We start from the raw sequence: 19,184 nt of genomic DNA, 5'->3' as shown, positions 1-19,184 counted from the left end.
ATTACCGAGAAGAGGGTTACCCCTCTCACAGTTATTTTAGTTTTGCTAAGAGTTCCTTCTTCTGTTCTTCAATACTTTTAGTTGGCTGATGATTCTTTTTCGCTTCTTTTAAATCCTTTTGGCGCTTCTCAATATATTCAATAGAATTGTGCCGACATAATAATGAATTGACCATTTTTCACACCTCCTTCTAACAATACAGTTCAGTCAAGTTCTTTTAGAATACTGGTTAGTACGGATTTACTGTCCGAATCAATCACTACTTTTTCAAGTGATTTCGGGGAAAGGCATAACCTGTCTGAATAACTCGCAATATCTTTTCTTAATGACTCCATAGCAGTCAACAGCGGTACTTTTCTTTCGTTAGTAGCTCCGGCTTTATTTGTATACGGTTCAGTGATCTGGTACTCGCTTTCATGAAATTCCTTCTCAAACCACAAATATTGATGAAGCATACCTGCGTAAATATTAATAATCATGTCGAATTCCTTCCTATATACACCAATGCTTTCCATTTCACGCCTAACCTTTAATTCAATTCCTCGTTTTGAATCCATAAAAATTAACACCCCCTTTTCAAAAATGTTCAGTTTAGCGGAAGACCCTCCCCTCTTCGCTCCCGTTGTGTCAAACAATTCGACAATGGTGAGGGGGGATGCACAATTTTAAAAACTTGTTTCAGATTTCCAAAGAATTCTTTCTCCAATATCAATCACCGACACGCCCAGGTCTACCGTTCAATAGATCTGTTTCTTCCCCTTGCTTAACAGTTCTCATTCACATTGAAATGATTTATCGAATTGATTTGCTTTAAATTAATTAATTAAATCTTTGTTTGAATGTAGCGATGGAAGGGCGACTGTACCGCCCACCATCTTGCTACCGTACTCAAACCGTACTGACAACCGTACTAGAAAATACGCTCACAAACTGTCCAGGTGTTTTAGAGCCAACTCATTTACAAGCACCTTCAATTTATCGTCAGTCATTTGTCCGTGCTTTTTATATAACTTTTCTCTAGTTTCTCGTGATAGATAAAGAGGAACATGAACGAATCGATTCGCTTGAGTTGCATCAAGTTGTTTCTTTATTTGGTTACTCTTCTCACCTTTAGCGGCTTGTCCTAAGCCATAGAAGATTGCCCGCATGTAATCGTTCAAGGTTACGCCATACCGGTTCGCTTCACCCTTTAGTTCTTCGTACACCGCTAGATCCACACGAATGATATTAGGTGAAAGGATTCCCGATTCACTTATAACCAACTCTTCTAACTGGCCACGCCGTTGAATCATTTCATGAATCGCTTCGGATGTTTTGATGTTATAGTTACCCGTATTGGCTGCGCGTGACTTATACTGACTGATACCTCTTAAGTCATCAGCCGATAACTTAACCTTCATTTCTCTCTTGTGGCTGCCATTCACTTTCACCATCCCGACACCTTCCTGTAATAACTCCTGATGTTGTTGCATTGCATTAGTGCGATTCTTTTCATTTACCTGGTCAATTCGTTTAACTGCTTTCATAAGTTAATTCCTCCAAAGTTTTATTTTTTTCTTGAATTTCTTTTACGTCTGCTGTATGCTCGATGCTTCTTACCTACTTGAAGAACACGCTGTATTTCTTGTTCAATCTCATCTCTCCTCACTTCATTTGCTTTTGCAGTAGCCACTTGTTTTCACCCCTTAGTGTTTATGTATTGTTTGGGAAGTTGCCCGTTTCTTCTTCATGCTATATTCCTTTTTCAATTGTCGTTCCAGTCTCTTCAATCTGTTTTTCTCTGATTCTACTCGCTTATCTATTGAACTCTTTCGGCATCTATATTTAATTGACATATCGTTTTCCCCCTTCAATATTTAGACACTCACTGATTGTTCTAAGTGATCCTCATATTCTTCGGGCGACATATAAACGAACTGGCCATTTATTAAATATTGTTGTTTACTTTCGTCATTCTGTAATGGCAATTGTGTTGAAAATATCTTGAATCGTTCTGGAAACTGTTTCTGATACTCTCTGTACTCTTCCATTGTTTCTTGGTCCATAGCCTTTCCTCTAGCTTCTTCGGAGGATTCCAGTATGCGACCTGCCTTGAAAAGTAACCGTCTAATGGTTTCATAGGAAATCGGGTCCCCATTTTCAAAATAACGTCTTAATAAGTCAGATTCTTGCTTGTTGAATTTGTGTAGGAATCCGCGCCACCGGGCATAACGTTCATTTAACTTCATAATTCGTTTGTCATAAGCTATCTTGGCATCAATGATTTCCATGGCTTGATAATCTACTGCTGGATTGCCGCTGCCTTCTCTAAATGGGTCTATTCGAACTGAATAATATCGTATATCTTCATACAGACTTTCAAAGTAACTGGCACGGTCTTTCTTCATTTGATTCGCTTCATTCTTTGCTTGGGCGTTTTTTGCTAATTCGTACATAGTGATTCGTCTGTTTTCTTCGGCTTCAGGAATGAACTCTTCAAGTTGTTCCACACCACCACCTCCACAATGGGGATAAGATTCATATCCAGGTTATTCAGGCTTATAATTTATTAAAGGAATACCTTCTAGCCCTGGGATGGGTACAGTTAATAAAATTTGCATAGCTTCCAAACGTTCGGCCTGTTCAGCTTTCAATTCATCAATGTTCATAAAATCAAAGTATTTCTTTTCCTCCACAGTCAAACCGCTTTCCATTCGTTCCAATCCGTCTATCAAGAAGCCTAATTCTTTGTACTGGATAGCCATTGTTCGGATGATTTCTTCTTTTGATTCCAGTATCAATTTGAAACGTGCTACTTTTGCTTTGAAGTGAGGATCTACTTTATCAATTTTATTAACGACTGATTTTGCTTTAATTGCTAGTTCCATTAAATCAGCTGGCATTAATGCTTCCCTCACATCAACCATTAGAATCACCGCCCACATTAAGCAACTCATAATAACGACTTTTCAATTTGGCATGTTTCGGCACTTTCCAATCTATTTGTAAATAGTATTGTCGAGTTGAAAGCCGTTTTCCTGTTTTCTTATTAAAGCAGTCCGTCACTCGCCACCCTTCCCCGATGCCATGATTATGGCGATTCTTGCAAAACGGACACTTCTTCACGACTAATTGAATATGCTTAGATGTTTTGCTTGGATGCAGTTCGACCATTACGATGTTTTCTGTTTGTGTATTCATGAAAATGTCACCTTCCTAGTTTTGGTTAACATTTTCTCCCCTTCTTACAAATGTAATATGTAATAACGAATGTAATCACTCGAACCCTTGACCCGATTGACTTACAGACTTCCTATTACTTATTACATATTTTCTGAAATATATAGAGACACCCCACGTATAGTGCGTACATTTGCTACATTCTAAACTTTTAGGAATGATGTAATATGTAAGATATGTGCCACAACCCCTTACAACTCTAAGGTTTAGGTCGATTACATATTCCATTACATATTACATTTCTGCTTCACTTTCTCATATATCCTCTTTGTGTTTTTCCTTTAATGTAAACAGGCTTGCTTTCCCAACCTCCATGATTATCCATATACAATTTAATCTTCTTCATCTGCGAATTGGCGTTTCTGTCTTTTCCATCCAGTCCGAGCATATAAGCGACTTCTTTTGCTGTTGTCTTGCGAAGAAGGTAAGTGCCCGGCGCTGGTTGTCCGTGCTGGTATCTGCCGAACTTGAATTTTTGATCTTCCATATTCATTGAATCCCAATGTTCAGGAACTTTCATTTCCAAGTAATCCTCAATGTTTATGAAGAATAGACTTTCTTCTGTTGCCTGGTTGCGATATTGTTCTGCGATTGCTTCATCTTCCTCATCATCAAGGAATAACTTTTCACCGTTTCTATATAGGACAAAGGCTTCTGCCCATATTTGTTGAATTGTTTCATTATCCAGCGCGAAAACATCTTTCTTCGCCTTTTTCTCTAGTGGGATAGGGAAGAATCGTCTGTTACCCGTCAAGTCGTTCAAGAACTCGCCATTGTTTGTTGTTCCAATGAATACACAAGTACGGTGATATTTCTGTGGAATAACGCTATAAGGTAAGCGAATCTTGTCGAACTTAGCGCTGATGAACGATTTTACTTTTTCCGTTTCAGTGCTGTTGAAACTGGCAAGTTCTCCTAACTCAATGATCCACGATCCGATTAGTAGCTGGTAATCGTCTTTTGTTTTCCCGAGGGAAGCAAGACTGTCCACAAAAAACTCACCGCCCAGCTTACTGGCTATCGTACTCTTTCCTACTCCTTGCTTACCTTGTAATACCGGAACCATTTCCATTTTCACGCCTGGTTCATATATCCGAGCCACCGCGCCGGCAAGCCACTTTCTCGCAACTGCACGGGTATATGGATTATTTTCTGCTCCTAGGTAGTCTGTAAATATCAATTCTGCTCTAGGTTGCTTGTCCCAATCTTTATCCTCAATAATTTGTTTAATAGGATGATAAGAGTTTTTTTCTCTAGCAATGGAACTCACCATTTGTAAAATATCCTCTTTGGTAAATGTTATATGGTACTTTTTATCAATGGCGAGCCTTAAATCTGCTATAAATTCATCTGTAATAGCGCTTTTATTCACTGTAATTTCCTGTGCGAATTCATCAAAGCCGAGACCTTCTATTTTAGGTTCAAAAATTAGCATTTCCCTTAGATTGGATAGCGTTTTTTTAATCCCACCGTCCTTATTTTTGACAAAATTAGCTTCTGTTCCGGATTCCTTCTTTTTAACTCGATGTTCTTCGAATGAAGCTAAAACATGCTCACGAGCCATTTTATGCTCCACCTCTATTTCTTCTCTTAATCTCTTTTTCAAAAATACTGTTTATCACTTTATAAAGTTCATCACCTAATGGTGGATTGTTACGCTGATCCCACATCTCCATAATTTCCAATACTAGATAAGGGTCTATGTAGCGCCTGAACAAATGGCCGGCTAATGATGCTGCCGCTGGATTCCTCCCTTGACCTTCGCTCAACCCCGCCATTATTTGAATCCAATGACTGTTGGGCTTTTTCTCGACTTTATTGCCCTCTGGCTGTACTAATGAATTGAGTAACCATTCAGGCATGGTCTGAATCTGTACTTCGTCCGGTCTACTTGATAGTTCCCATTCGTAATGTTTACCGCTATTGTGTAAGGATGGTGGAGCTACGATGTAACCGCCATCTCCCCTAATGTCGACTCCGGGCAACCAAGCCTGTTTATTGCTTATAGTCCCTTTAAAACCTTCAGAGAATCCTAGCAATATATGTCGCCCACCACTTCCAGTAATAGACTCAACCGTATTAGGAAGTGGCCCGTATTGTTCTGCTAGTTGTTCAAGTGATTCCTCTCCACCATCATCTATATCAATCACAATGAAACCCGATGTGCGACCTGTAGCTATGCCAATATTTGCATCGCGCCATTCTGACCACCAATGATTGATTAGGCTCTGGTTTACAGTTGCATCTCTCAGACCGTGCATTGTCCTGGGGTGTTTGCCCGCTTGACTACAGTTATTTTTGCCGCATGTGCATTCACCATCCCGTATACTATGAACGGGGAATACTGACCATTTGTAATGATGTGCATAATATGAAGCGGCTTTATGCTTTTGTGATGGCTCATTTTTAGGTTCTTCTATATGATTTGGTACTTCTAAAGGTTTAGTCATAACTCAATCCTCCTTCCGATTAATTTCGGTTCGATTGCAGTCACAAGTGGTAGCCTTTTCTCTTTTGGTCACTCACTTGCGACCTTCCTTCTCCCTCACGTCGTCGGAAAACAACGTTTTTTCTTTTTTCTTGAATAAATCATAGAAACTAGCGTATAATTGAAAGTAGAATGTTTTATAATTTGCCTTTCGACTTGCCGGTCGAGGCTTTTTTTTGTTGTTCAATCGGTCTGCATTCTGTTTCGTCATCAACTTTTCCTTCTCTTACTGCAGCATCGAACAATCCCTCTTTTAAATATTGAATATTTTTCAAGTCTTCCATTAGATCAATCATGTTGTACCTCATTAAATCGTCTAACATTCTGACTGTCCGGTGAAATTCATCAAACTGTAGTCTCAAGTTTTTCACGTTATCCATATCCACGCGCAAATGTCCTAACGTTGTTTGGATGTCTCCCATTGTGATTACCTGCAAATTTAATGAACCAACCTCACTTTCTAATTCCTGCGTTAAATGTTTAATGTCTTCCGTTCTTTCGTTTGTAATTGTCATTTTTTCTTCCTCCTCATTTATTTTTTCTCTCTCGCTTTCTTTTCCTCGACCAATACAGTCAACTTTTTAATTAACAGCCCTAAATCAATTGTTTGTTTAGTCATAATTTTCTACCCCCCTTTCAAAATAGTAAAAAACTTTATATCGTTATTTGTCGCGGTCATACTGGCGGTCATACTATCCAGAAATGCATCTACTTCATCACGCTTAAAAAGGTACTTACTTCCTTGCTTGTAATACTTCATGCCGTTTTTGATCAGACGGTCTTCGATGGTTGGTTTTGATAAATTTAGGTATTCGGCTAGTTCGTTATAAGTCATGAAATATTTTTGTTTTGCTAATTTCTCGACTCGTGCATTAATCGCTTTTTCAAGCATCGACTTTACTGTTTCTTCATTGACTTGAATATCTAGCACTGACTACCACCTGTCCCTCCGAATAAGTCGTCAACAGTAGCATCTAAAACCCTAGCCACTTTAAAAGCGCTATTCATAGATGGTCTGCTTTTACCGTTTTCATAAAGCGATATAGATGCCTTACTCAATCCAGTACCCATAGCGATATCCTTTTGCTTCAAACCTCTTTGCAATCGAATTGTTTTCATTCTGCTCATTTTTTCCCTCCTCACTTTTAACTGCAGTTAGTTAACTCTAGTTAAAAGATACCACGTACGTTTTAAGAAATCAATACATTTAAACTTAAATATTTACTGAGGTTAATTTTTGTGTTAAAATTGAGTTAATAAAAAGAGGGGGAAACTCGATGAAATCGAATGAACTCGGGGAATATATAAAAAGGCAGCGAACAAGAAGAGAAATGACTTTAGGAAAATTGAGTGAAAAGATAGGTTACTCTGATGCGTATATTTCGATGGTTGAAAACGGGAAAAAGAAAAAACCATCCTATGAATTTTTATCCGAGCTAGCGAAAGGATTGAATGTTGATTACAACTATCTGTTGTACTCTGCAGGTTATTTAAGCCCGGAGGAATATTTCAAACACCGTATAACCTCTAGTCAAGAAGAAATGGATACACTAGTTGAAGAAATGAAGCGATCAACAGATAAGAAAGACTTAGAAATGCTGAAGGCACGTCACCTAATCTTTGAAAAACAAGTCCAGAGTTATGACGCCACTTACAAGAATAATATGCATGATTTGAATTACATTCTCGATTTAAAGCGCGACTTATTTTACAAAGAAAACGAACTTTCTGATTCCGACAAGCAAGATATAAAAACGTTTATCGAACATTTTGTTATAAAAAAAGAAGGTGATTAAACATGGCATACATCTATAAACGGGGTAGTAAATGGGCATACCGTGCCTATGCTGGAAAAGACCCGGTCACTGGAAAGGATAAACAGGCCAGCAAGTCGGGATTTTTAACAAAGAAAGATGCCCAACTTGCTGCCGCATTGTTCGAAAGGCAATTTCACAAAGGTGAATATATTGAACCATCCGCTATTACGTTTGAAGCACTTTGTAAGGATTGGTTAAAACATTATCTTTCACAAGGCGCAAAAGAAAGTAGCCAAAGGGCTAGGCGTATAGCGTTGACTCACATTATTAGTGTTTTTGGTCAAACCCCAATTCAAAAAATAACGAAAAAGGTATACCAGGACACGATAGATGACTTATCTAACCGATTCAGTACAAACTATGTTTCCAGTATCCACACTTCTGCGAACATGGTTTTTGTTTATGCTCATGAAAATAAATTAATTAAGGACATACCTACAAAAGACATTAAATTAGCTAAAAAGAAAAAAACTGTTGCTGATCTTGAAAAAGGTGACGACATAAATGAAAAATTTCTTGAAAAAGAAGAATTGGAAGAATTTCTAACCGTTGCGAAAAACGAAGGCTTAGAGGGTGATTTATTAACGTTCACTTTGCTGGCATATACCGGTCTTCGTATAGGTGAAATGATTGCTCTGAAATGGTCTGATATTGATTTCATAAACAACACACTAAGGGTATATAAAACGTATTACAATCCAACCAATAACAAACTACATTATCAGTTACTTACTCCAAAAACAGAAAGTTCTATACGTACCATTTCTATTGATACCCTATTAATCGATTTGCTCAATCTGCATAAACAGGAACAAGAAAGAACAATACAAGATAACGAACCACTTTATAATGATAATGACTTTATTTTTGTAACCAATGAAGGATATCCTAAAACGATCAAACATTTCGCCATTAGGATGCAGCGACTCTTAAAAAGGACAAACATTAAAAAGAATGTGACTCCCCACTCATTCAGACATACACACACCTCTTTGCTCATTGAAGCTAATGTTCACATAAAGGAAATACAGGAACGTCTTGGACATTCGGATATTAACACTACATTTTCAATTTATGCGCACATGACAAAAAACATAAAAAAAGAGGCTTCCACTAGGTTTGGTAACCTGATGAAAGACCTCTCTAATAATCTTATTCAATGAAACATGAGCATAAACATGAACAAATAATAAGTTCATGCTAACAAAACTTTTTGTAACGGGGTTTATATGACCCCTTACATCATTCCGCCCATTCCACCCATGCCGCCCATATCCGGCATTCCGCCGCCAGCATTTTCTTGTGGAATATTTGCAACAACTGCTTCAGTTGTCAGGAACATAGCTGCAACAGATGCCGCGTGTTGAAGCGCGTAACGTGTAACCTTAGTTGGGTCGACGATACCTGCATCCATCATGTTCACCCAGTTGCCTTCTGCTGCGTCGAAACCGATACCGATTTCTTCACGCTTTAGACGATCTACAACGATTGACCCTTCAAGGCCCGCGTTGTTTGCGATTTGACGAACTGGTTCTTCTAGTGCGCGCAGAACAATGTTCACGCCTGTTGCTACGTCACCTTCAGTAGATTCGATAAGAGTAGCTACTTTATTGTAAACGTTAACGAGTGCAGTTCCGCCGCCCGAAACGATTCCTTCTTCTACAGCTGCACGTGTTGAGTTCAGTGCATCTTCAATACGAAGTTTGCGCTCTTTCAACTCAGTTTCAGTAGCTGCTCCAACCTTGATAACTGCAACGCCTCCTGAAAGTTTCGCAAGGCGCTCTTGTAGTTTTTCTTTATCGAACTCAGATGTCGTTTCTTCAAGTTGCGTACGGATTTGATTGACACGGCCTGCGATTTGGTCTGAATCTCCAGCACCTTCTACAATTGTCGTGTTATCTTTCGTAACAACTACTTTTGAAGCTGTACCAAGTTGAGTAATTTGTGTTTCTTTCAGGTCAAGTCCAAGGTCTTCTGTGATAAGTTCGCCGCCTGTAAGGATTGCGATGTCTTCTAGCATTGCTTTACGACGATCACCAAAGCCCGGTGCTTTAACTGCTACCGCGTTAAACGTACCGCGAAGTTTGTTTACAACTAGTGTTGCAAGTGCTTCTCCTTCAACGTCTTCCGCAATCATTAGAAGTGGTTTACCTTGTTGTACAACTTGCTCAAGAACAGGTAAGATCTCTTGAATGTTTGTAATCTTTTTATCTGTAATTAAAATATATGGATTGTCAAGAACTGCTTCCATTTTGTCCGTATCTGTGGCCATATATGCTGAAGCATAGCCGCGGTCAAACTGCATTCCTTCAACTACGTCAAGTTCAGTTGTGAATCCTTTTGATTCTTCGATTGTAATAACGCCGTCGTTTCCAACGCGCTCCATTGCATCCGCGATTAGCTTACCAACTTCTTCATCACCTGAAGATATTGCTGCAACTTGTGCGATTGACTCTTTTTCTTCGATTGGTTTTGAAATAACTGTTAACTGCTCAACAGCTTCTTTAACAGCTAGCTCGATTCCTTTACGGATTCCAACTGGGTTTGCACCCGCTGTTACGTTTTTAAGACCTTCGCTAATCATTGCTTGCGCAAGAACTGTAGCTGTCGTCGTCCCGTCACCAGCGATTTCGTTCGTTTTTGAAGCAACTTCAGCTACGAGTTTTGCACCCATATCTTCAAATTTGTCTTCAAGTTCGATTTCACGAGCAATCGTTACACCATCATTTGTAATAAGTGGCGATCCAAAAGCTTTCTCAAGAACAACGTTACGTCCTTTTGGTCCGAGTGTTACCTTAACTGTATCCGCAAGCTTGTCAACTCCGCGTTGCATCGCACTACGTGCATCTTCATTAAATTTAATTTCTTTAGCCATTTATAATTTCCCTCCTGAATTTTAAGCATGTTTGTACAGTACTCATTTTTTCCTAGAATTAACCGATAACAGCTAAAACGTCGCTTTCACGCAGGATTAAATATTCATTACCTTCATGTTTAACTTCAGTTCCGGAGTATTTTGAGAAGATAATCTTGTCGCCTTCCTTAACTTCTAAGTCGACACGTTGGCCATTTTCCAAAACGCGCCCTGTTCCAGCAGCAATTACTTTTCCTTCTTGCGGTTTTTCTTTCGCAGAATCAGGCACGATAATGCCGCTCGCCGTTTTTTCTTCCGCCTCAACTAATTCGATTACGATACGGTCACCTAATGGTTTCAACAAGTAAAACAACCTCCCAAAGATAATAATTTCTTTTAGCACTCATCTACAAGGAGTGCTAACACAATTCTAATCATAATAAACATCTGCCTATTTTGCAAGTAATTTACTCATACATTCTTCCCTTTGCTAATGTTGGTTAAAACAGCTAAAATAACAGCAGTTGTTATTTAAGGGGATGAACATTTTGAAAAACTGGAAAATCTATTTTTACCTGATCTTCACTTACGTAATTATGCAAATCGGCAGCGTATTTTTAGTTAAGCCGATTTTTCAATACTTTAAAGGAAATCCAAGCTTAACTTCACAAGAGGCTGAATATCATGGAATTGCATGGTCGCTTTTCACCGCTAATACCCTGGCTGCGATTATCTTCCTTCTATTAATTTTCACAAGAAAAAAGTTCTTTCATGTATTTAAAGGAAAACCAGCTTCGGTGGGGAGCACTATTTTATGGGGCGTCATTGGGTTTTTTCTTGCACTTTTCGGGCAAATGGCTGCAGGTTTTATCGAACAAATGATGGGTATCGAACCAGGCTCGGAAAATACAGCTTTTCTATCTGAAATCGCTAAAGTATCTCCCATTATCATCATTTGTATTGTGGTATTCGCACCACTGTTAGAAGAAATTGTATTCAGGCGAGTTATTTTCGGCGGTCTTTATCAAAAAACCAATTTCATCATCGCCGCTTTAGTGAGTGGATTAATATTCGCGGCTGTCCATGGAGAACTCCAACATTTGCTCATTTACTTAGCGCCTGGTCTTGTTTTCTCATTCATCTACTTCAAAACAAAAAGATTGATCGCACCGATGATTTCACATTTATTAATGAATGGACTCGTTGTCACCGTCCAACTGAATTATGACAAGATTGAACAACTACAGAATATGCATCAATCTTTCATAGCATTCCTAATAAGATAAAAAAGTCTTCCATCCGATCATCATTCGGTTGGAAGACTTTTTATTAATTTGTAGCATCTTCAATTTGTCGTTGTTGTTCCGCTTTTAAATATTTTCGGTAACCGACGCGAGAAATAACAATACTAAACTCATAAAGTATAAACAGCGGTACCGTCACAAACAAATGGGACATTAAATCAGGCGGTGTTATGAATGCTGCTATTACAAATAAACCAAAGTATGCATATTTTCGTATTTTCACAAGTAGTGATGGATTTAATATACCAAGCCGTGCTAAAAACACAATTACAACCGGTAATTGAAATACAATCCCGAATGGGATCGTAATTTGAAATAAGAAATTAAAGTATTCATTAATACCAATTGTCTGTGTGATACCTAGGTCCGTTGATAACATCATCATGAATTTTATGACGTACGGCAGCAAGACAAAATAGGCGAAAGAAATCCCGCCAAGCAATAGTAAAAAAGCGTATGGAATATAACTCAACGTCGCACGTCGTTCTTTTTCGTGCAGGCCGGGAGCAATAAAAGACCACATTTGGTACATAAGAATCGGAGATATGATGACTATCGCAATAAAGAAAATTACTTTTAAAAAAATCAACATCGGATCGATAACATTGAATGCATTCAATGTTATATCTCTTGCTTCACCGTGCATCTGGAGAAAACGAATGAGCGGTTTCGCAAGAAAAAAACTGCCTATGATCGCTACAACAAAGAAAACGACGATTACCATCAGCCGTTTTCTCAATTCATCTATATGTTCAATGATTGTTAAATTTTTATCGTTCATCGGACTAACATCCTAACTCACTTCTGTTCTTCTTCGGTCTTTTCTGCTTTCTTAACTCCGTCGTCATCTTTGACGAGTCCCTGTGTCGCATTTTTAAATTCACGCAATGAAGAACCGAATGCTTTTCCTATCTCGGGCAACTTCTTCGGACCAAATACAAGCAATGCAATAATTGCAATTAAAACAAGACTCATAGCACCTGGCATCATCTTCGGACACCTCCTATTCAAGAGTTGGTAAACGCGTTACCTAGTCGCTAGGGATATTAGACTCGTCCCTCTCACTTATCAATATTTTACACTAAAATCGCCTACATTGCTATAATAGGGCTGTTACATTTGTGAATCTTTAACGTCATTTTTCATGAAATAAATAAGCGTCTGTAATTCTACAGATAAATCGATTGTATGGACGCGAACGGATTCTGGTGCTGCAAGACGTACGGGGGTAAAGTTTAAAATCCCTCTAATTCCAAAGCGAACCAGATCATCTGTAACGCCTTGTGCAACGTCTGATGGCAATGTCAGGATAGCAAGTTCGATTCCATGCTCCTTCAGCTTCTCTTCAGCAACCCTCGGATGATAAATGGGAATCCCGCTTATCGTCTTCCCCTCAACCGGAGCATTAGTATCAAACGCCACTACGATACGCGTATTATGATTTTTATGAAAGTTATATTTTAAAAAAGCACTGCCTAAGCTTCCTACACCGAAAAGGGCTACATCAGTTTCTTCATCTTGATCAAGAATTGTACGAAAAAAATTGACTAAATACTGAACATCATACCCGTATCCTTTTCTACCGAGCGCGCCAAAATGAGAAAAATCCCGCCGAATTGTCGCTGCATCTATTTTCATTGCTTCGCTTAATTCGCTGGATGAAACGCGCTTTTTGTTTGCGTTTGCAAAGTTTTGGAGAAATCTATAATAAAGAGGCAATCGTTTAGACGTTGCCTGTGGTATCTGAGGCATTTCCTCTGCCATATTACCCCTCCTACACGTACTTAGAGCCTATTCTATCCTATCTTAATTACTGATTATTGTAAAGCTGGCCATTGCGCGCATTGCGCTGTTCTATTAGACTAGAGAAGAATAGAGGTGTTTTATTATGATTGTTTTACAAGTCAATGCTTTAACTAAATCATTTTCAGGAACGACTATTTTAGATAATGTTCAACTAGAAGTACATCAGCGCGACCGCGTAGCCCTTGTTGGACGGAACGGTGCCGGAAAATCAACCTTGCTAAAAGTAATAGCGGGTGAAATGACTGCAGATTCGGGTGATTTAATCATCCCGAGGAATATACGAATTGGATACCTTGAACAACATTCTGGGATTGATTCTTCATTAACGGTTTGGGATGAAATGATGACCGTTTTCGAGCCGCTTCGAGCAATGGAAAGGCGAATCCGCGCCCTAGAAGAACAAATGGCAGATCCAGCAATCTTTTCAAATAGCATTGAATTCAATCGGGTTTCGACCGAATATGATGAATTACAAACTGAATTCAGTAATTCAAAAGGCTATCAATATGAAGCAGACACACGGTCTGTTCTTCACGGCATGAGATTTTACCCGGAGGATTATACAAAACAAGTTAACCTGTTATCTGGTGGTCAAAAAACGAGACTTGCACTCGCTAAAATGTTGCTAAGCAGTCCTGATTTATTAATTTTAGATGAACCGACAAACCATCTTGACATTGAGACGCTCAGTTGGCTAGAAAAATACCTTGTAAATTACGAGGGTGCATTGTTGATTGTCTCGCATGATCGCTATTTCCTCGATGAAATTGTTACGATTGTTTATGAAGTTTCAAGACATAAAGTAGCAAAATACCATGGCAATTATAGCGCTTATCTTAACGAAAAAGCAAAAAACTATGAACGTGATTTAAAGATGTACGAAAGAGAAGTAAGTGAACGCGCTAATCTCGAAGATTTTATCCAACGGAATATTGCACGTGCTTCAACATCTAAGATGGCCCAAAGTCGTCGTAAAATGTTGGAACGAACGAATTGGATGGAGTCCCCGGATGGTGATGAAAAGTCAGCTAACTTTACTTTTTCTATCGAGCGTCCAAGCGGGAACGATGTCCTTGCGATAGATAATCTGGCTATCGGATATAATGATACTCCAATTTCAAAAAATCTTAACCTACGTGTGTATAAAGGCGAACGAATCGCATTAATTGGACCAAACGGCGTCGGAAAATCGACTTTACTAAAAACAATAGTAAAAAAGCAAGCCGAACTTTCCGGAGAAATTAGATACGGGACAAATGTTCAATTCGGCTATTACGATCAAGAGCAGGCCACCCTAGTCGGTAATGATACCGTCCTGGAGGAACTATGGAGTGAATGGCCGATGATGAACGAGAAAGACATACGAAGTGTTCTTGGCCGTTTTCTTTTCACTGGAGATGACGCCGGAAAATCCGTAACATCATTATCCGGCGGGGAAAAAGCACGACTTTCTCTTGCGAAATTGATGCTACAGAAATCTAACACGCTCATATTGGATGAGCCGACAAACCACTTGGACTTGGATAGTAAAGAGATTCTCGAAAATGCACTGGATGATTTTCCTGGCACTATCGTCTTCGTATCACATGATCGGTATTTCATTAATCGCCTAGCAACAAAAGTCATCGATATCAGTCCACAAGGTGCAGTTGAATATTTAGGCGACTACGATTACTACGTGGAAAAGAAACAAGAACAAGAAGAACTACTAGCAGATAAAGAGCGAGCCTCATTAGCAAACAAGCGCCCAGCAGCAACCGGACAGGGCGATGATAGAGAAAAAAAGCGACAAGAGAGAAGATTAACACGTGCAATCGCTGAAATTGAGGCTGAAATTAATGCGCTTGATGAACGCATTGCGTCTTATGAAATTAAACTATCAAATCCTGATTATGCGGATGATCATGTAAAGCTTATGGAAATTCAAAATAGCATCGACAACTTGCAAGCCGAACATGACGAAAAAGCTGAAAACTGGCTCACTTTACAAGAAGAACTTGAACATTTATAAACTGAAAACAAAATCAAATAAATGGTCATCTTCATGCACAATCATGGGATGGCTATTTATTTTTCTGAAATAACATGTGAATGAACTCTATCAAATAATTAACTTCTCCACAACCTTATCCACAGTATAAACACTTTAAAAACAACGTTATGATGCACTTTCCCACATTCTCCACAGATATATATTTTATTATACACAAAGTTATCCCATCAATTTTATTATTAAATAAACAACTACCTTAGTTATCAACAAGTTATCCACAACATGTTCATAAGTACGAATGTTCCTCTTGACAATTGATAAAACACCAAAATAAAAACGTGGAAATTGTCCGAATAGACATTCTCCACGTTCTACTATTTATTCCAAGAAACAAGCTCCATCCCAGGTCTTCCATTCATCGACAACGTGCCCCGTATTCCGCTCTCAAACATTGAAGATCCTGCTGCAGCTATCATTGCAGCATTATCTGTGCAAAGCGATATAGGCGGGACATAAAAAGGAATATTTAGTTCTTTAAATTTCGCTTCAAGTGATGTGCGCAGCTGTTTGTTCGCAGCGACACCACCCGCGGCTATGACCTGTTTCACATTAAATTCCTGTGCTGCTCGTACTGTTTTTGTCGTTAGCACATCAACAACACTAGCTTGAAAGCCTGCCGCCACATGATGTGGATTTACATGCTCCCCGCGCTGTTCCAAATTATGTTTATAGTTAATAACTGATGACTTGAGTCCGCTAAAACTAAAATCGTATGATTCCGGTTCAAGCCACGCCCTCGGGAATTCGACTTCCCCATCGCTTTCAGTAGCTAATCGGTCAATTTCCGGTCCGCCCGGATAAGACAATCCGAGTACGCGAGCAACTTTATCATAGGCTTCCCCTGCTGCGTCGTCACGCGTCTCTCCAATCAATTCAAATAATCCGTGCTCTTTCATAAGAACAAGCTCAGTGTGACCACCTGAAACGATGAGTGCAAGCATTGGGAACTCCATCGGTTGAATAAGTTGGTTGGCATATATATGGCCCGCAATATGATGCACACCGACGATCGGCAATTGATTTGCGAATGCAAATGCCTTTGCGGCATTAATCCCGATAAGCAAAGCTCCTACTAGACCTGGTCCCTCCGTCACCGCAACTGCATCTAAATCCTTTGGTTGCAATTTGGCAATTTGAAGCGCTTCTTCAATAACTAATGTAATTTGCTCAACGTGGTGTCTAGAAGCGATTTCCGGGACAACACCGCCAAATCTTTTTTGGCTTTTAATCTGCGATGCAACTACATTTGAAACGATTTCTGTTCCATTTTTCACAACAGAAGCTGCTGTCTCATCACAACTTGTTTCAATTCCTAATATATACAAATCTTTTTTCACTATAATTCCACCCACATGACGAGGGCATCTTCGCCGTCGTCGCTATAATAGTTTTTACGTATGCCGCCTTCTTGGAAGCCAAGCTTTCGATATAAGTTTTGCGCTGTATGGTTACTAACTCGAACTTCTAATGTCATTAACTTCACTTTCATTTCTTCACAAAGAGCAATAGCCTGTCGCATTAAGCCTTCACCAATTTTATACCCTCTGAATCGTTTCAGAACAGCAACATTCGTGATATGACACTCGTCCAAAACAATCCACATTCCACAATGACCAATTACCTCATCATTTTCCAACGCAACAATATAATGAGCATAATTATTACCAGTCATCTCATGTTCGAATATTTCTTGTGTCCATGGAACCGTAAACGCTTCTTCTTCAATAGTTACTACAGATGGAATATCAGCTCGCACCATTTCACGGTAAATAATTTCTTTAACCATGGTCATTTCCCTTTTCCTGCGCTTTCAACCAATTTGCCTCCGCTTCAGCAATTCGACGATATTCTGGAACGAAATTATGAATATCCACTTTCTCTTCAAATTGCTGTGCCGCATGAATGAGGGAAGACGCACGCGGTAAATTAAACTGGATTGGAGCAAACACTGCATGATCTGCAAGCTCATCAATCAATTGATCTTTATGCAATGACGTATCTTTTCCAATAAACAAAACTGGATATTTAAAAGATTTCAGTTTTCCAATTAATTCCCCAAGTGAAAAATGTCCATCTTCAATTATTGCGGTTAACTTTCCATTTTCAAACCGGTAAGCACCAGCATACACATTATTTCTCCGAGCATCTATAATTGGGCAAAGTAAACCATTAAAATACAGGGCATTTGCAGCGAGCGCTTTTAAACTAGAAACCCCAATAAGCGGTTTATTAAGCGTCCATGCAAGTGTTTTCGCAATCGTCACGCCTATTCTCACGCCTGTATACGAGCCTGGTCCTTCAGATACAGCAATTGCATTAATATCTGAAGGAGCAATACCCGTTTTTTGAAACACTTCATCAATCGCTGGCATCGCACGAAGCGAATGGTTAATTGCCATTGAGGTGTTTTCTTCAATAAGTATTTCACCATCTTTAACGATTGCAACTGAAAGTGGTATATTTGCTGTATCTATTCCTAGCCAAATCATAAACTTAACCCCTCACAAATTTTTTCATATCGGCCGCCTTGCGGCTTAACAGTAATAATTCTTTTTGTATTTCCTGCATGAACAATTTCAATTTCCAGACGTTCTGCTGGTAAGTCTTCCTCAATCAAATGAGCCCATTCAATAATAGTGACGGCATCACCGTAAAATAATTCTTCCCAACCGAGATCTTCCTCACTTCCGGCCAGCCGATAGACATCCAAATGATTAAAAGGAAATTTCCCTTCATATTGTTTTAAAATCGTAAACGTAGGACTGCTAACAGTCCGCGTAATTCCAATTGCTTTCGCGAATGCCTGTGTAAAGGCTGTTTTTCCGGCTCCCAAATCGCCTTCTAAAGTAATGACATCCGGTGGAGATACAAGTAATGCAAGATTTTTGGCAAGCTGTTCCGTTTCCTTAAGGGAATGAACGGTAAATTGTTTTTTCATTTTTTATTTCCTTTCGAGTAGTCCACTCCGCTTATTTTCTTTAATTGTACAGAAAATATATTCTATCGGAAAGCGTTGACGCTTATTAAAATCATAAAACAAAAAACCGACTCCGGGAAAATCCCGTAATCGGTTTCTATGTTTTAAATTAAATGACGGTCCCGACGGGAATCGAACCCGCGATCTCCTGCGTGACAGGCAGGCATGTTAACCGCTACACCACGGGACCTTAGTATGTATAGGAAGGGCATTGACCCTACCCCATTTCCATTTCAATAAATCATGGTTTCTTGATTGCATTTATTGTTTAGTTGATCAATCTTTACCTGTTGATGAAATGAAAAAATATGCCTAGCAACGTCCTACTCTTGCAGGGGGAAGCCCCCAACTACCATCGGCGCTGAAGAGCTTAACTTCCGTGTTCGGTATGGGAACGGGTGTGACCTCTTCGCTATCGCCACTAGACTATTTGAGCTTGTTCGCTCAAAACTGGATAAAACGAATGATAATGTTCACAAATCAGGGTCAATCAAACCCTTTTAACTTAATAGGTTAAGTCCTCGATCAATTAGTATCCGTCAGCTACGTACGTCGCCGCACTTACACCCCGGACCTATCAACCTCATCTTCTCTGAGGGATCTTACTTACTTGCGTAATGGGAAATCTCATCTTGAAGGGGGCTTCATGCTTAGATGCTTTCAGCA

General features: G+C 39.3%; 25 protein-coding genes, 1 tRNA gene and 2 rRNA genes. 4 read left to right on the top strand and 24 right to left on the bottom strand.

Features of this window, described 5'->3' with window-relative positions:
* Window positions 1-31: 31 nt before the first annotated feature.
* The 12 genes from G8782_RS17235 to G8782_RS17185 all read right to left on the bottom strand — a co-directional run bounded on the left by G8782_RS17235 (window position 32) and on the right by G8782_RS17185 (window position 6,835).
* Window positions 32-175: a hypothetical protein gene (locus tag G8782_RS17235; RefSeq protein WP_172373539.1), complete on the bottom strand. Its 144-nt coding sequence runs from the start codon at window positions 173-175 to the stop codon at window positions 32-34.
* A gap of 28 nt (window positions 176-203) precedes the next feature.
* Window positions 204-557 (bottom strand): P27 family phage terminase small subunit, encoded by a 354-nt coding sequence (locus G8782_RS17230; RefSeq protein ID WP_172373537.1) that lies wholly within the window; start codon window positions 555-557, stop codon window positions 204-206.
* Window positions 558-923: 366 nt separating this feature from the next.
* A complete protein-coding gene (locus tag G8782_RS17225) occupies window positions 924-1,526 on the bottom strand; it encodes a hypothetical protein (RefSeq protein ID WP_172373536.1) in 603 nt (200 codons plus the stop codon).
* Window positions 1,527-1,546: 20 nt separating this feature from the next.
* Complete coding sequence (locus G8782_RS18640; RefSeq protein ID WP_281357953.1) at window positions 1,547-1,672, bottom strand: hypothetical protein; 126 nt, start codon at window positions 1,670-1,672, stop codon at window positions 1,547-1,549.
* 184 nt (window positions 1,673-1,856) lie between these two features.
* Window positions 1,857-2,489 carry a hypothetical protein gene (locus G8782_RS17220; protein WP_172373535.1) on the bottom strand — a complete coding sequence of 211 codons (633 nt, stop codon included), beginning with the start codon at window positions 2,487-2,489 and terminating at the stop codon, window positions 1,857-1,859.
* 39 nt (window positions 2,490-2,528) lie between these two features.
* Window positions 2,529-2,906 (bottom strand): hypothetical protein, encoded by a 378-nt coding sequence (locus tag G8782_RS17215; RefSeq protein ID WP_172373534.1) that lies wholly within the window; start codon window positions 2,904-2,906, stop codon window positions 2,529-2,531.
* Window positions 2,899-3,180, bottom strand: a complete 282-nt coding sequence (locus G8782_RS17210) for a hypothetical protein (protein ID WP_172373533.1) — start codon at window positions 3,178-3,180, stop codon at window positions 2,899-2,901. The genes G8782_RS17215 and G8782_RS17210 overlap by 8 nt, the downstream gene beginning before the upstream one ends.
* Before the next feature lie 286 nt (window positions 3,181-3,466).
* Window positions 3,467-4,783 (bottom strand): virulence-associated E family protein, encoded by a 1,317-nt coding sequence (locus G8782_RS17205; protein ID WP_172373532.1) that lies wholly within the window; start codon window positions 4,781-4,783, stop codon window positions 3,467-3,469.
* 1 nt (window position 4,784) lies between these two features.
* Window positions 4,785-5,669 carry a bifunctional DNA primase/polymerase gene (locus G8782_RS17200; RefSeq protein ID WP_172373531.1) on the bottom strand — a complete coding sequence of 295 codons (885 nt, stop codon included), beginning with the start codon at window positions 5,667-5,669 and terminating at the stop codon, window positions 4,785-4,787.
* A 175-nt stretch (window positions 5,670-5,844) separates the two neighbouring features.
* Window positions 5,845-6,222, bottom strand: a complete 378-nt coding sequence (locus tag G8782_RS17195) for a hypothetical protein (protein WP_172373530.1) — start codon at window positions 6,220-6,222, stop codon at window positions 5,845-5,847.
* Window positions 6,223-6,332: 110 nt separating this feature from the next.
* On the bottom strand, window positions 6,333-6,638 hold the full coding sequence (locus tag G8782_RS17190) for an excisionase family DNA-binding protein (RefSeq protein WP_172373529.1): 306 nt from the start codon (window positions 6,636-6,638) through the stop codon (window positions 6,333-6,335).
* Window positions 6,632-6,835, bottom strand: a complete 204-nt coding sequence (locus G8782_RS17185; protein ID WP_172373527.1) for a helix-turn-helix domain-containing protein — start codon at window positions 6,833-6,835, stop codon at window positions 6,632-6,634. The genes G8782_RS17190 and G8782_RS17185 overlap by 7 nt, the downstream gene beginning before the upstream one ends.
* A 149-nt stretch (window positions 6,836-6,984) precedes the next feature.
* On the opposite strand from G8782_RS17185, the gene G8782_RS17180 reads away from it, so the two are divergent.
* Both G8782_RS17180 and G8782_RS17175 read left to right on the top strand, forming a co-directional pair.
* A complete protein-coding gene (locus G8782_RS17180) occupies window positions 6,985-7,503 on the top strand; it encodes a helix-turn-helix domain-containing protein (protein WP_172373525.1) in 519 nt (172 codons plus the stop codon).
* A 2-nt stretch (window positions 7,504-7,505) separates the two neighbouring features.
* A complete protein-coding gene (locus G8782_RS17175; RefSeq protein ID WP_172373523.1) occupies window positions 7,506-8,687 on the top strand; it encodes a site-specific integrase in 1,182 nt (393 codons plus the stop codon).
* 74 nt (window positions 8,688-8,761) lie between these two features.
* On the opposite strand, the gene groL is transcribed toward G8782_RS17175, so the two are convergent.
* Together groL and groES are read right to left on the bottom strand one after the other, a co-directional pair.
* A complete protein-coding gene (gene groL, locus G8782_RS17170) occupies window positions 8,762-10,399 on the bottom strand; it encodes a chaperonin GroEL (protein ID WP_172373521.1) in 1,638 nt (545 codons plus the stop codon).
* Window positions 10,400-10,457: 58 nt separating this feature from the next.
* Entirely contained in the window at window positions 10,458-10,742 is a 285-nt protein-coding gene (gene groES / locus G8782_RS17165; protein WP_172373519.1) for a co-chaperone GroES, read from the bottom strand.
* A 184-nt stretch (window positions 10,743-10,926) separates the two neighbouring features.
* Between groES and G8782_RS17160 the strand changes: the two genes are divergently transcribed.
* Window positions 10,927-11,664 (top strand): CPBP family intramembrane glutamic endopeptidase, encoded by a 738-nt coding sequence (locus tag G8782_RS17160; RefSeq protein ID WP_216667925.1) that lies wholly within the window; start codon window positions 10,927-10,929, stop codon window positions 11,662-11,664.
* A gap of 43 nt (window positions 11,665-11,707) precedes the next feature.
* Here G8782_RS17160 and tatC read toward each other — a convergent pair whose 3' ends face one another.
* The 3 genes from tatC to G8782_RS17145 form a co-directional block, all read right to left on the bottom strand.
* Window positions 11,708-12,463 carry a twin-arginine translocase subunit TatC gene (tatC, locus tag G8782_RS17155; protein ID WP_172373517.1) on the bottom strand — a complete coding sequence of 252 codons (756 nt, stop codon included), beginning with the start codon at window positions 12,461-12,463 and terminating at the stop codon, window positions 11,708-11,710.
* Between the two features lie 17 nt (window positions 12,464-12,480).
* Window positions 12,481-12,669 carry a twin-arginine translocase TatA/TatE family subunit gene (locus G8782_RS17150; RefSeq protein ID WP_172373622.1) on the bottom strand — a complete coding sequence of 63 codons (189 nt, stop codon included), beginning with the start codon at window positions 12,667-12,669 and terminating at the stop codon, window positions 12,481-12,483.
* Between the two features lie 126 nt (window positions 12,670-12,795).
* Window positions 12,796-13,446, bottom strand: coding sequence for a redox-sensing transcriptional repressor Rex (locus tag G8782_RS17145; protein ID WP_172373515.1), 651 nt, complete (start codon window positions 13,444-13,446; stop codon window positions 12,796-12,798).
* A gap of 124 nt (window positions 13,447-13,570) precedes the next feature.
* Between G8782_RS17145 and G8782_RS17140 the strand changes: the two genes are divergently transcribed.
* Window positions 13,571-15,499: an ABC-F family ATP-binding cassette domain-containing protein gene (locus G8782_RS17140; protein WP_172373513.1), complete on the top strand. Its 1,929-nt coding sequence runs from the start codon at window positions 13,571-13,573 to the stop codon at window positions 15,497-15,499.
* A gap of 356 nt (window positions 15,500-15,855) precedes the next feature.
* Here the strand turns inward: G8782_RS17140 and tsaD are convergent, their stop codons facing one another.
* The 7 genes from tsaD to G8782_RS17105 form a co-directional block, all read right to left on the bottom strand.
* Entirely contained in the window at window positions 15,856-16,878 is a 1,023-nt protein-coding gene (gene tsaD, locus G8782_RS17135) for a tRNA (adenosine(37)-N6)-threonylcarbamoyltransferase complex transferase subunit TsaD (protein ID WP_172373511.1), read from the bottom strand.
* Window positions 16,878-17,327, bottom strand: coding sequence for a ribosomal protein S18-alanine N-acetyltransferase (rimI, locus tag G8782_RS17130; protein ID WP_172373621.1), 450 nt, complete (start codon window positions 17,325-17,327; stop codon window positions 16,878-16,880). Before rimI ends, tsaD begins: the two co-directional genes overlap by 1 nt.
* A complete protein-coding gene (tsaB, locus tag G8782_RS17125) occupies window positions 17,320-18,030 on the bottom strand; it encodes a tRNA (adenosine(37)-N6)-threonylcarbamoyltransferase complex dimerization subunit type 1 TsaB (protein WP_172373501.1) in 711 nt (236 codons plus the stop codon). Before tsaB ends, rimI begins: the two co-directional genes overlap by 8 nt.
* Complete coding sequence (gene tsaE, locus G8782_RS17120; protein ID WP_172373493.1) at window positions 18,027-18,479, bottom strand: tRNA (adenosine(37)-N6)-threonylcarbamoyltransferase complex ATPase subunit type 1 TsaE; 453 nt, start codon at window positions 18,477-18,479, stop codon at window positions 18,027-18,029. The genes tsaB and tsaE overlap by 4 nt, the downstream gene beginning before the upstream one ends.
* A gap of 156 nt (window positions 18,480-18,635) precedes the next feature.
* Window positions 18,636-18,708: transfer RNA gene (locus G8782_RS17115), tRNA-Asp, on the bottom strand.
* A gap of 120 nt (window positions 18,709-18,828) precedes the next feature.
* Window positions 18,829-18,944 (bottom strand): 5S ribosomal RNA (rrf, locus tag G8782_RS17110).
* An 83-nt stretch (window positions 18,945-19,027) separates the two neighbouring features.
* Window positions 19,028-19,184, bottom strand: a 23S ribosomal RNA gene (locus G8782_RS17105); the annotation flags it as partial.

Source organism: Sporosarcina jiandibaonis (genome assembly GCF_013184495.1).
Lineage (GTDB): Bacteria > Bacillota > Bacilli > Bacillales_A > Planococcaceae > Sporosarcina > Sporosarcina jiandibaonis.
Note: the sequence above shows the minus strand (reverse complement) of the source record. Positions and strands in the feature narration are given on the sequence as shown.

Excerpts from the sequence above, each read along its gene's own strand:
- G8782_RS17235 (WP_172373539.1), bottom strand. The coding sequence starts at position 175 with ATGGTCAATTCATTATTATGTCGGCACAATTCTATTGAATATATTGAG.
- G8782_RS17230 (WP_172373537.1), bottom strand. The coding sequence starts at position 557 with ATGGATTCAAAACGAGGAATTGAATTAAAGGTTAGGCGTGAAATGGAA.
- G8782_RS17225 (WP_172373536.1), bottom strand. The coding sequence starts at position 1,526 with ATGAAAGCAGTTAAACGAATTGACCAGGTAAATGAAAAGAATCGCACT.
- G8782_RS17215 (WP_172373534.1), bottom strand. The coding sequence starts at position 2,906 with ATGGTTGATGTGAGGGAAGCATTAATGCCAGCTGATTTAATGGAACTA.
- G8782_RS17210 (WP_172373533.1), bottom strand. The coding sequence starts at position 3,180 with ATGAATACACAAACAGAAAACATCGTAATGGTCGAACTGCATCCAAGC.
- G8782_RS17205 (WP_172373532.1), bottom strand. The coding sequence starts at position 4,783 with ATGGCTCGTGAGCATGTTTTAGCTTCATTCGAAGAACATCGAGTTAAA.
- G8782_RS17200 (WP_172373531.1), bottom strand. The coding sequence starts at position 5,669 with ATGACTAAACCTTTAGAAGTACCAAATCATATAGAAGAACCTAAAAAT.
- G8782_RS17195 (WP_172373530.1), bottom strand. The coding sequence starts at position 6,222 with ATGACAATTACAAACGAAAGAACGGAAGACATTAAACATTTAACGCAG.
- G8782_RS17185 (WP_172373527.1), bottom strand. The coding sequence starts at position 6,835 with ATGAGCAGAATGAAAACAATTCGATTGCAAAGAGGTTTGAAGCAAAAG.
- G8782_RS17180 (WP_172373525.1), top strand. The coding sequence starts at position 6,985 with ATGAAATCGAATGAACTCGGGGAATATATAAAAAGGCAGCGAACAAGA.
- G8782_RS17175 (WP_172373523.1), top strand. The coding sequence starts at position 7,506 with ATGGCATACATCTATAAACGGGGTAGTAAATGGGCATACCGTGCCTAT.
- groL (WP_172373521.1), bottom strand. The coding sequence starts at position 10,399 with ATGGCTAAAGAAATTAAATTTAATGAAGATGCACGTAGTGCGATGCAA.
- tatC (WP_172373517.1), bottom strand. The coding sequence starts at position 12,463 with ATGAACGATAAAAATTTAACAATCATTGAACATATAGATGAATTGAGA.
- G8782_RS17150 (WP_172373622.1), bottom strand. The coding sequence starts at position 12,669 with ATGCCAGGTGCTATGAGTCTTGTTTTAATTGCAATTATTGCATTGCTT.
- G8782_RS17145 (WP_172373515.1), bottom strand. The coding sequence starts at position 13,446 with ATGGCAGAGGAAATGCCTCAGATACCACAGGCAACGTCTAAACGATTG.
- G8782_RS17140 (WP_172373513.1), top strand. The coding sequence starts at position 13,571 with ATGATTGTTTTACAAGTCAATGCTTTAACTAAATCATTTTCAGGAACG.
- rimI (WP_172373621.1), bottom strand. The coding sequence starts at position 17,327 with ATGGTTAAAGAAATTATTTACCGTGAAATGGTGCGAGCTGATATTCCA.
- tsaB (WP_172373501.1), bottom strand. The coding sequence starts at position 18,030 with ATGATTTGGCTAGGAATAGATACAGCAAATATACCACTTTCAGTTGCA.
- tsaE (WP_172373493.1), bottom strand. The coding sequence starts at position 18,479 with ATGAAAAAACAATTTACCGTTCATTCCCTTAAGGAAACGGAACAGCTT.